Below are 9,252 nucleotides of genomic sequence, written 5' to 3' on the forward strand. Positions count from 1 at the left end.
TGGCGCGACTCCGCCCGGACGCAAGGCCGCATCGACGCCCGATTTCGGATTTCGCGCCCTGAAGCGGCGCGGTCCGTCGCCGGATCCGCTCGATTCAAACACAGGAAAAAAACCTCGATTGAGGAGGATGACCCATGCGCGCCATCGTCTTGGCGTTCGCGACGGCCATCGCCGTTTCGCTCGCCGCCGCCCCGGCCCTAGCCGCCTCTTGCCAGCGCGTGACTCTGCCCAACGGGGCGGAGCATCTCGAGTGCGCTCTGGCCTGGACGCCCCCTTACGCCTAGAGCCTTCGCTCGCGAATCCGAAGATCGGCGGAAGCCTCAGGGCTTCCGCTCAACGTCCCGTCGGGCGAATGCGCTTCAGATCGCTCGCGCGATGATCGACCCACAATTCATAGATGCGGAAAATGCGCCCATATCGCGAAGGGCGCATTGACATTCCTCCGTCGAATGACGATTTTTCTTTACGCCATAAGGATAACACCCAAAAGACATAACGAGATAGACGAATGACATCTCCGCCTCTTCTCGCGCTCTGCCTTTGCGCGGCCATGGTCCCTTTCTCCGCGCAAGCGCTGTGCCGCCATCACTTTCGCCCCGTCGAGGGCGATTTGCGGAATTTCTGCGCGCGGGAGTTCTGGGAGCCCGGCTTCGGCCCCGGGAACATGCTGCGTTCGGGCCTGCAATTTCACGCTCCTGCGGAATCGGGCGGACGAAGGAAGGCGGAGTCGGGCTCCGCCTCCCCGCTTCGTCCTCAGCCCATCTTGCGGGCGTAGCTCTGGAGCGGCGCCACGTCGAGGCCGCCCTTGCGCAGATTCTCAATGGCGAGGGCCGCCGATTTGCCGCCCTCTCCGGTGGTGAAATAGGGGATCTTCAGCGCCAGAGCCGTCGCGCGGATGTCGTAGGAATCCTTGATCGCCTGAGCGCCCTCGGTGGTGTTGATGACGAGCTGGACCTGCTTGTCCTTCATGCGGTCCACGATGTTGGGGCGTCCCTCATAGACCTTGTTCACCCGCTCGACCTTCACGCCGCCCGCCTTGAGGAAGGCGGCGGTGCCTTCGGTGGCGAGGATCGAAAAGCCGAGATGGTCGAGGATGCGCGCGGCCTCCAGCGCGTCCTCGCGGTCGCCCTCCTTCACCGAGATGAAGGCCGCGCCCGCGCGCGGCAGATCCACGCCCGCGCCGATCTGGCTTTTCAGGAAGGCCCGCGCGAATTGCCGGTCGAGGCCCATGACCTCGCCGGTCGAACGCATCTCCGGCCCGAGGATGGTGTCGACGCCCGCGAAGCGCGCGAAGGGGAAGACCGCCTCCTTCACCGCCACATGATTCAGCGGCTCGTCTTTGAGTTCGAAGCCCGCGAGCGGCTCGCCCGCCATGAGCCGCGCCGCGATCTTGGCGATGGGCGCGCCGATGGTCTTGGCCACGAAGGGCACCGTGCGCGAGGCGCGCGGATTGACTTCGAGGATATAGATCCGACCGTCCTTCACCGCGAACTGCACGTTCATCAGCCCGACCACATGCAGCGCCCTTGCGAGCGCCTCGGTCTGACGCTTGATCTCGGCGATGGTCTCCGGCGAGAGCGAATAGGGCGGCAGCACGCAGGCCGAATCGCCCGAATGCACGCCCGCCTCCTCGATATGCTCCATGACGCCCGCCACGAAGACCTCTTCGCCGTCGCAGAGCGCGTCCACGTCGACCTCGGTCGCCTGCGAGAGATAGGAATCGAGCAGCACCGGGCTGTCGCCTGAAACCACCACGGCCTCGGTGATGTAGCGCTCAAGCTGAGCCGGATCGCGCACGATCTCCATGGCCCGGCCGCCCAGCACGTAGGAAGGCCGCACCACCAGCGGATAGCCCACCGTCGCGGCCACGTTCCGGGCCTCCTCGCGGGAGCGGGCCACGCCGTTCTTGGGCTGCAAAAGCCCCAGCCGCTCGATGAGCTTCTGGAAGCGCTCGCGGTCCTCGGCGAGGTCGATGGCGTCGGGCGAAGTGCCGAGGATCGGAATCCCGGCGCTCTCCAGAGCCTGCGCCAGCTTCAGCGGAGTCTGTCCGCCGAATTGCACGATCACGCCATGCAGCGTCCCATTGGCCTGCTCGACGCGCAGCACCTCCAGCACGTCCTCGACGGTGAGGGGCTCGAAATAGAGGCGGTCCGAGGTGTCGTAATCGGTCGAGACGGTTTCCGGATTGCAGTTGATCATCACCGTTTCATAGACGATCGGCTTGGAGGGCAGCGGGAAGCTCTCCCGGTCCTTATCCTTCGCCTTCTCCTCGCCGAGCGCATAACAGGCGTGGCAGCAGCAATAATCGAATTCGATGCCTTGGCCGATGCGGTTCGGGCCGCCGCCGAGGATCACCACCTTCTTGCGGTCGCTCGGACGCGCCTCGCATTCGGCCTCGCCCATATGGTCGGCCTCATAGGTCGAATACATATAGGGCGTCTGAGCCTCGAATTCGGCGGCGCAGGTGTCGATGCGCTTGAAGACCGGCAGAACTCCGAGCGAGCGGCGCAGATTGCGCACCATGCTTTCCTTGGAGCCCGCCAGCTGCGCCAGACGCGCGTCCGAGAAGCCCATGGCCTTGAGCCGCCGCAGCGCGTTCTTCTCGCGCGGGACGCCATGGGCGGCCACGCCGCGCTCCGCCTCGACGATCTCGCGCATGCGGGCGAGGAACCACGGATCGAATTTCGTGACGGCGTTGATCTCGACGTCGCTCATGCCCTCGCGGATGGCCTGAGCCGCCATGCGCAGACGATCCGGCGTCGCGCGCGACAAGGCGCCCCGCAGAGCCGCCGCGCGGCCGTCGGGCGAATCTCCGGCCTCGGCGAGGCCGGGGACCACGATCTCGTCGAGGCCGGAGAGCCCGGTCTCCAGCGAGCGCATGGCCTTTTGCAGCGCCTCGGCGAAGCTGCGGCCGATGGCCATGGCCTCGCCCACCGACTTCATGGCGGTGGTCAGCTCCGGCGAGGAGCCGGGGAATTTCTCAAAGGCGAAGCGCGGGATCTTGACGACCACATAATCGATGGTCGGCTCGAAGCTGGCGGGGGTGGCCTTGGTGATGTCGTTGTCCAGCTCGTCCAGCGTGTAGCCCACGGCCAGCTTGGCGGCGATCTTGGCGATGGGGAAGCCCGTCGCCTTGCTCGCCAGAGCCGAGGAGCGCGAGACGCGCGGATTCATCTCGATGACGATCATGCGCCCGTCGGCGGGATTCAGCGCGAATTGCACGTTGGAGCCGCCGGTCTCGACGCCGATCTCGCGCAGCACCGCGATGCTGGCGTCGCGCATGCGCTGATATTCCTTATCGGTCAGCGTCAGCGCGGGGGCCACGGTGATGGAGTCGCCGGTGTGGACGCCCATCGGGTCGATGTTCTCGATGGAGCAGACGATGATGGCGTTGTCCATCTTATCGCGGACGACCTCCATCTCGTATTCCTTCCAGCCGAGAAGGGATTCGTCGACGAGGATCTGGCCCACCGGGGAAGCCTCCAGCCCGGTGCGGCAAATGCGCTCATAATCCTGACGGTTGTAGGCCACGCCGCCGCCCGTGCCGCCCAAGGTGTAGGCGGGGCGGATGATCGCGGGCAGACCCACCTTGTCCAGCGCGCGCAGAGCCTCGGCCAGACCCTCGGCGTAATCGAAGCCGAGGGTGCGCCCGGCGCTGTCCTTGATGCGCGGCGCGGCGACGATCTCGGCCTTGGGATTCTCCAGCCCGATGCGGTCCATGGCCTCGCGGAAGAGCTTGCGGTCTTCGGCCATTTCGATGGCGCGGGCGTTGGCGCCGATCAGCTTGACGCCGTATTTCTCCAGCACGCCGTTTTCGACGAGGGCCATGGCCGTGTTGAGGCCCGTTTGTCCGCCCATGGTGGGCAGAATGGCGTCGGGACGCTCCTTGGCGATGATCTTTTCGAGGATCTCAGGGGTGATGGGCTCGATGTAAGTGGCGTCGGCCAGCTCGGGATCGGTCATGATCGTGGCCGGGTTCGAGTTCACCAGCACCACGCGATAACCCTCCTCCTTGAGGGCTTTGACCGCCTGAGCGCCGGAATAATCGAATTCGCAGGCCTGTCCGATGACGATCGGGCCCGCGCCGATGATGAGGATGGTGTGAAGATCGGCGCGTTTGGGCATGTGCGGCGTTTCCGTCAAGGCGCGGCCGTCGCCGAGGCGACGGGGCGTCGATTCGCGGGAAGGGGCGGTTCGCGCGCGGTTATAATCTCTTTGCGCTTCATAGCAAGGCGAGGGCGCCCGAAGCCGCGGCGATCAGCGGCGAGGCCGGCCCGGCGCGCGGAGGCGATTCCCGCAGAAGAAGAGAAAACGGAGCTGAAATCCCCCGAAAGCCCCGGAGGCCCTGACGCGGCCTCCTCCGCGGCCTCCTCCCCGGCGGGCCGAGATCTCCGGGCGCCCGGTTTTCGTCCGCTTAAAGACGGATTCCCGGCCCGCCCGCTTGCGCGCGAAGCCCGAAGCGCCTATAAGCCCGCCTTTGAGGATAACGCCGCGCCCCCTTTGGGCGGCGGCTGGTTTACGCCCGCTCCGGAGCGCCGTCATGAAGAAGAACATCCACCCCGCCTATAACGTCATCGACGTGAAGATGACCAACGGCGAGACCATCCAGATCCGCTCGACCATGAGCCGCCCCGAGGGCATGCAGCTCGACATCGATCCGCTGACCCATCCGGCCTGGACCGGCGGCAATCAGCGCCTGCTCGACACCGGCGGACGCGTGTCGCGCTTTAAGGAAAAATTCAAAGGCTTCGGCTTCTGATCCCCGCGCCGCGTACGGCCGTCCCGCCGATCGGCGGCGGGGCGACGCAAACGTAAGGGGTCGCTATGCGTCAGCGCGCGCATGTCATCGTTTTCGGCAATGAAAAAGGCGGATCGGGCAAATCCACCACCGCGATGCATGTGTTCGTGGCGCTGGCCCGCAAGGGGCGGCGCGTCGGGGCCATAGACCTCGACGTGCGTCAGCGCAGCCTTTACCGCTATCTTGAGAATCGGCGGAACTGGTCTTCGCGCAAGGGCGTGAACCTGCTGACGCCGCTTCTGGCCGAAATCCGCCCGAGCCTCGACCCCGACCGCGCCAAGGCTTGGCGCGAAGAGGCCGCGGTCTTCGACGAGGCGCTGGAGCGCCTCGCCGAGCAATGCGACGTCATCATCATCGATTGCCCCGGCGCGCATTCGAATCTCTCGCGGCTGGGCCATAGCGCCGCGGACACGCTCATCACCCCGATGAACGACAGCTTCGTCGATTTCGACCTGCTCGCCCGCATCGATCCCTACAGCTATCAGATCTCCGGCCCCTCGGTTTACGCCGAAATGGTCTGGGAGAGCCGCAAGCTGCGGGCTCAGGCGGGGCTTGGCCCCATCGACTGGGTGGTGGTGCGCAACCGCATGCCGCTCGACGACGCCAATAACAAACGCCGCGTCGGGGCCATGCTGGAGCAACTGTCCAGCCGCATCGGCTTCCGCATCGCGCCGGGGCTTTCCGAGCGGACGATCTTCCGCGAGCTTTTCCTCTCCGGCCTCACGCTGCTGGATCTGCGCGAGCCCAACGCCGGACCCGCCGTCGACATGTCGCATGTGGCGGCCCGTCAGGAAGTGCGCGAGCTGCTGGCGCATCTGAACATCCCCGGTTCGGGCTACGGCCGCGCCGGGCTGGAGCCGCCGCGCCCCATCGGCCCCCCCGCCAAGATTCAGGGCGCCAAATCCTACCGGCCGCCCATGCCCGCCGCGCCGCTGCCGCCGCCTTCGCCTCCGGTCGAACCCCGCCCCGTCGAAGCGCCGCCTGAGAGCGCCGCCGTCTCCGCGCCGGCGAAGCCCGCCCCGGAGCCTCCGGGCCCGCCGCCGACGCCCCCGGAGGCCGAATCCTCCGAGCCCAAGGCCGCGCCCCTGCCGAATTGAGATCCGCCGCCTTCAGGGCGGCGTTTCCTTTCGCCTCGCGCGTCTTTACTGGAATTTTGAGCCGCCTTCGTCTTGTAAAGGCGCCCTTGGGGATGCTAGGGCTTCGCGAATTCCTTTTCTTCAGGATCGCGCATGACCGCCCGCCCTTCGAGCCTTTCCTACGACGATCTTCTCGCCTGCGGGCGCGGAGAGATGTTCGGACCCGGCAACCCGCAGTTGCCCGCCCCGCCCATGCTCATGTTCGACCGCATCGTCGAGATCTCCGAGACGGGCGGCGCGCACGGCAAAGGCAAGGTCGTCGCCGAACTCGACGTGAAGCCCGATCTCTGGTTTTTCCAATGCCATTTCATCGGGGATCCGGTCATGCCGGGCTGCCTCGGGCTGGACGCGCTCTGGCAGCTCACGGGCTTTCATCTCGGCTGGCTCGGGCTGAAGGGCAAAGGCCGCGCCCTCGGCGCGGGCGAGGTGAAATTCACCGGAATGGTGACGCCCTCGACCAAGCTGGTCCGCTATGAAGTGGACGTGAAGCGCGTCATCAACCGCAAGCTCGTGCTGGGCGTGGCCGACGGAGCCATGTTCGCCGACGGAGAACAGGTCTACGCCGTGAACGACATGCGCGTCGGCCTCTTCGGCGCGGCCGAGGGCTGACGCCGCCTCCGCGCCTCCCGCGGGAGGCGCGGCCGCGCCGCTTCGCCGCTCCCGAAGCATCGGGCTTTGGCCCGGAGGTTCGGAGCGATATGCTGCGCTCCACAGGCCCGAGGCCAAACGCGCGATCCGAATCCGGACATCGGTTTTCGGAGCCCTCGCGCGACCCCATATAAGGATGAAAGCGCTTGAACGGTCCGGCCGGATCGGGCGGCGCTTGAGAGCATCAGGAGTATGCGCCATGCGCCGCGTCGTCGTCACGGGCCTCGGAATCGTCTCCTCCATCGGCGCGGACGCCAAAGAGGTGACCCAATCCCTCCGCGAAGGGCGGTCGGGGATCGTCGCCGCGCCGGACCATACGCGGCTTAACTTCCGCTCTCAGGTGCAGGGCGCGCCGAACGTGGACGTCGAGGCCCTGGTCGACAAGCGCATGCGCCGCTTCATGGGCGAGGGCGCGGCCTGGAACGCCGTCGCCATGCTGCAGGCCATCGAAGACGCGGGGCTCGCCCCCGACGAGGTCAGCCATGAGCGCACCGGCCTGATCATGGGCTCCGGCGGCCCCTCGACGAAAAATCTCTTCGAGGCCCATCAGATCACCGTCGAGAAAGGCCCCAAGCGCATGGGCCCCTTCATGGTGCCGCGCTGCATGTCCTCGACCAATTCGGCCACTCTGGCGACGCCCTTCAAGATCAAGGGCCTGAATTACTCGATCAGCTCGGCCTGCTCGACCTCGGCCCATTGCATCGGCGCGGGCGCCGAACAAATCCAGTGGGGCAAGCAGGACATCGTCTTCGCCGGCGGCGGCGAGGAGCTGGATTGGACCCTCTCCTGCCTCTTCGACGCCATGGGCGCCATGTCCTCGAACTTCAACGAGACCCCCGCCCTCGCCTCGCGCGCCTATGACGTCGACCGCGACGGCTTCGTCATCGCGGGCGGCGCGGGCGTGGTGGTGCTGGAGGAATATGAGCGCGCCAAGGCGCGCGGCGCGAAGATCTACGGCGAGCTCATCGGCTATGGCGCCAATTCCGACGGACATGACATGGTCCAGCCCTCGGGCGAAGGCGCCGTGCGCTGCATGCGTCAGGCTCTGGCGACCATCGGCGGACGCAAGGTGGGCTATCTGAACTCCCATGGCACCTCGACGCCCATCGGAGACGTCAAGGAGATGGAGGCCGTCCGCGAGGTCTTCGGCAAAGAGGCGCCGCCCGTCTCCTCGACCAAATCGCTCACCGGCCATTCGCTCGGCGCGACCGGCGTGCAGGAGGCGATTTATTGCCTGCTCATGATGCAGGAGAATTTCCTCGCGGCCTCGGCGAACATCCGGAATCTCGATCCGGTCTTCGCCAACGACCCGATCCTCCTCGCCCGCGAGGATAACGCCGACATCGACGCGGCCATGTCCAACAGCTTCGGCTTCGGCGGCACCAACGCCACCCTGATCTTCGGTCGGGCGGACTGAGACGAGCGCCAAGGCGAGGCTCCGCCCTCCCCTCCTCGGAAGAACCTGCGGATGCGGGCGCGGAAGGCGCTCGCATTCGGACGGGTGGATTGATCCCCAAAAGATCGGCTATAGGCTCTCCTGAGAAACGACGTATGTTTTAAGGAGAGGGCCATGGCGCTCATGCAGGGCAAGCGGGGATTGATCATGGGCGTGGCCAATGATCATTCGATCGCTTGGGGGATCTCGCGGCGTCTGGCGGCGGAGGGAGCGGAATTGGCCTTCACCTATCAGGGGGAGGCTTTCGGGAAGCGCGTGAAGCCCTTGGCTCAGAGCGTGGGCTCTTCGCTGGTTCTGCCTGCCGACGTCTCGGATCCTGCTTCCTTGGACGCGCTTTTCGCCGAGCTTCAGACGCGCTGGGGGCAGCTGGATTTTCTGCTTCACGCGATCGCGCATTCGGACAAGAACGAGTTGAAGGGTCGTTACGTTGAGACGAGCCGGACGAATTTTCTGCATTCTCTGGACGTCTCCTGTTTTTCCTTTGTGGATTTGGCGCGTCGGGCTTTGCCTTTGATGAGCGGGGGCGGTTCTTTGCTGACGCTGAGCTATCTGGGCTCGGAGCGGGTTCTCCCGAACTACAACGTGATGGGCGTGGCGAAGGCTGCGCTTGAGGCGAGCGTGCGCTATCTGGCTGCGGATCTTGGTCCTCAGGGGGTGCGGGTGAACGCGCTTTCGCCGGGTCCGATGCGGACTNTGGCGGGCTCTGCGGTGGGCTCTGCGCGGAAGGTGTTCAAGTTCAACGCGGAGAATGCGCCTTTGCGCCGGAACGCCTCTCTGGAGGAGGTGGCCGGGGCGGCCCTCTTCGCCTTCTCGGATCTGAGCGGGGGCGTGACGGGCGAGGTGATCCACGTGGACAGCGGCTATCACGCGATGGGGATGCCGATCGAGGAGAACCTTCCGGAGTGAGGCCTTGCGCCGCCCTTTCCTCCGGGAGGGGCGGCTTGCTCCTCCCCCGTCCCTTGAGCCCGGCCCCAAGCAAAAACCCCCGCTGGTTTTCACCAGCGGGGGTTTTGAATTTGGTTGCGGGGGCAGGATTTGAACCTGCGGCCTTCAGGTTATGAGCCTGACGAGCTACCGGGCTGCTCCACCCCGCGGCAATTCGGAACGCAAAAGCGCGCCTTGGCTTTTCGCCTTGGCGCGGCTTGCGTCGAGATCGTGATGAGAGAGCGTTTTCTCTGCGTCCATCAGGACTGGCGGCGACCGACTTTCCCACG

At 65.9% G+C, this 9,252-nt stretch carries 6 protein-coding genes, 1 tRNA gene and 1 pseudogene; 6 read left to right on the forward strand and 2 right to left on the reverse strand.

Annotated elements, in window-relative coordinates; genetic code table 11:
* Positions 1-134 precede the first annotated feature (134 nt).
* On the forward strand, positions 135-284 hold the full coding sequence (locus B161_RS19655; RefSeq protein ID WP_018634130.1) for a hypothetical protein: 150 nt from the start codon (positions 135-137) through the stop codon (positions 282-284).
* Positions 285-753: 469 nt separating this feature from the next.
* Here B161_RS19655 and carB read toward each other — a convergent pair whose 3' ends face one another.
* Positions 754-4,125, reverse strand: a complete 3,372-nt coding sequence (gene carB / locus B161_RS0114330) for a carbamoyl-phosphate synthase large subunit (RefSeq protein ID WP_018634133.1) — start codon at positions 4,123-4,125, stop codon at positions 754-756.
* A gap of 415 nt (positions 4,126-4,540) precedes the next feature.
* Here carB and rpmE point away from each other — a divergent pair, with 415 nt between their 5' ends.
* The 5 genes and pseudogenes from rpmE (at position 4,541) to B161_RS0114355 (ending at position 8,944) form a co-directional block, all read left to right on the forward strand.
* Positions 4,541-4,759 carry a 50S ribosomal protein L31 gene (rpmE, locus tag B161_RS0114335; protein ID WP_018634134.1) on the forward strand — a complete coding sequence of 73 codons (219 nt, stop codon included), beginning with the start codon at positions 4,541-4,543 and terminating at the stop codon, positions 4,757-4,759.
* Positions 4,760-4,824: 65 nt separating this feature from the next.
* Positions 4,825-5,628: pseudogene (locus B161_RS18220) on the forward strand (division plane positioning ATPase MipZ); the annotation flags it as partial.
* A gap of 399 nt (positions 5,629-6,027) precedes the next feature.
* Positions 6,028-6,543 (forward strand): 3-hydroxyacyl-[acyl-carrier-protein] dehydratase FabA, encoded by a 516-nt coding sequence (gene fabA, locus B161_RS0114345; RefSeq protein ID WP_018634136.1) that lies wholly within the window; start codon positions 6,028-6,030, stop codon positions 6,541-6,543.
* A gap of 238 nt (positions 6,544-6,781) precedes the next feature.
* Positions 6,782-7,999 (forward strand): beta-ketoacyl-ACP synthase I, encoded by a 1,218-nt coding sequence (gene fabB / locus B161_RS0114350; RefSeq protein WP_018634137.1) that lies wholly within the window; start codon positions 6,782-6,784, stop codon positions 7,997-7,999.
* A 153-nt stretch (positions 8,000-8,152) separates the two neighbouring features.
* Complete coding sequence (locus B161_RS0114355) at positions 8,153-8,944, forward strand: enoyl-ACP reductase FabI (protein ID WP_018634138.1); 792 nt, start codon at positions 8,153-8,155, stop codon at positions 8,942-8,944.
* Positions 8,945-9,055: 111 nt separating this feature from the next.
* Here B161_RS0114355 and B161_RS0114360 read toward each other — a convergent pair.
* Positions 9,056-9,132, reverse strand: a tRNA-Met gene (locus B161_RS0114360).
* Between the last annotated feature and the right edge of the window lie 120 nt (positions 9,133-9,252).

Source organism: Neomegalonema perideroedes DSM 15528 (assembly GCF_000374145.1).
In the GTDB taxonomy this organism is placed as follows: domain Bacteria; phylum Pseudomonadota; class Alphaproteobacteria; order Rhodobacterales; family Rhodobacteraceae; genus Neomegalonema; species Neomegalonema perideroedes.

Excerpts from the sequence above, each read along its gene's own strand:
- B161_RS19655 (WP_018634130.1), top strand. The coding sequence starts at position 135 with ATGCGCGCCATCGTCTTGGCGTTCGCGACGGCCATCGCCGTTTCGCTC.
- fabA (WP_018634136.1), top strand. The coding sequence starts at position 6,028 with ATGACCGCCCGCCCTTCGAGCCTTTCCTACGACGATCTTCTCGCCTGC.
- carB (WP_018634133.1), bottom strand. The coding sequence starts at position 4,125 with ATGCCCAAACGCGCCGATCTTCACACCATCCTCATCATCGGCGCGGGC.
- fabB (WP_018634137.1), top strand. The coding sequence starts at position 6,782 with ATGCGCCGCGTCGTCGTCACGGGCCTCGGAATCGTCTCCTCCATCGGC.
- rpmE (WP_018634134.1), top strand. The coding sequence starts at position 4,541 with ATGAAGAAGAACATCCACCCCGCCTATAACGTCATCGACGTGAAGATG.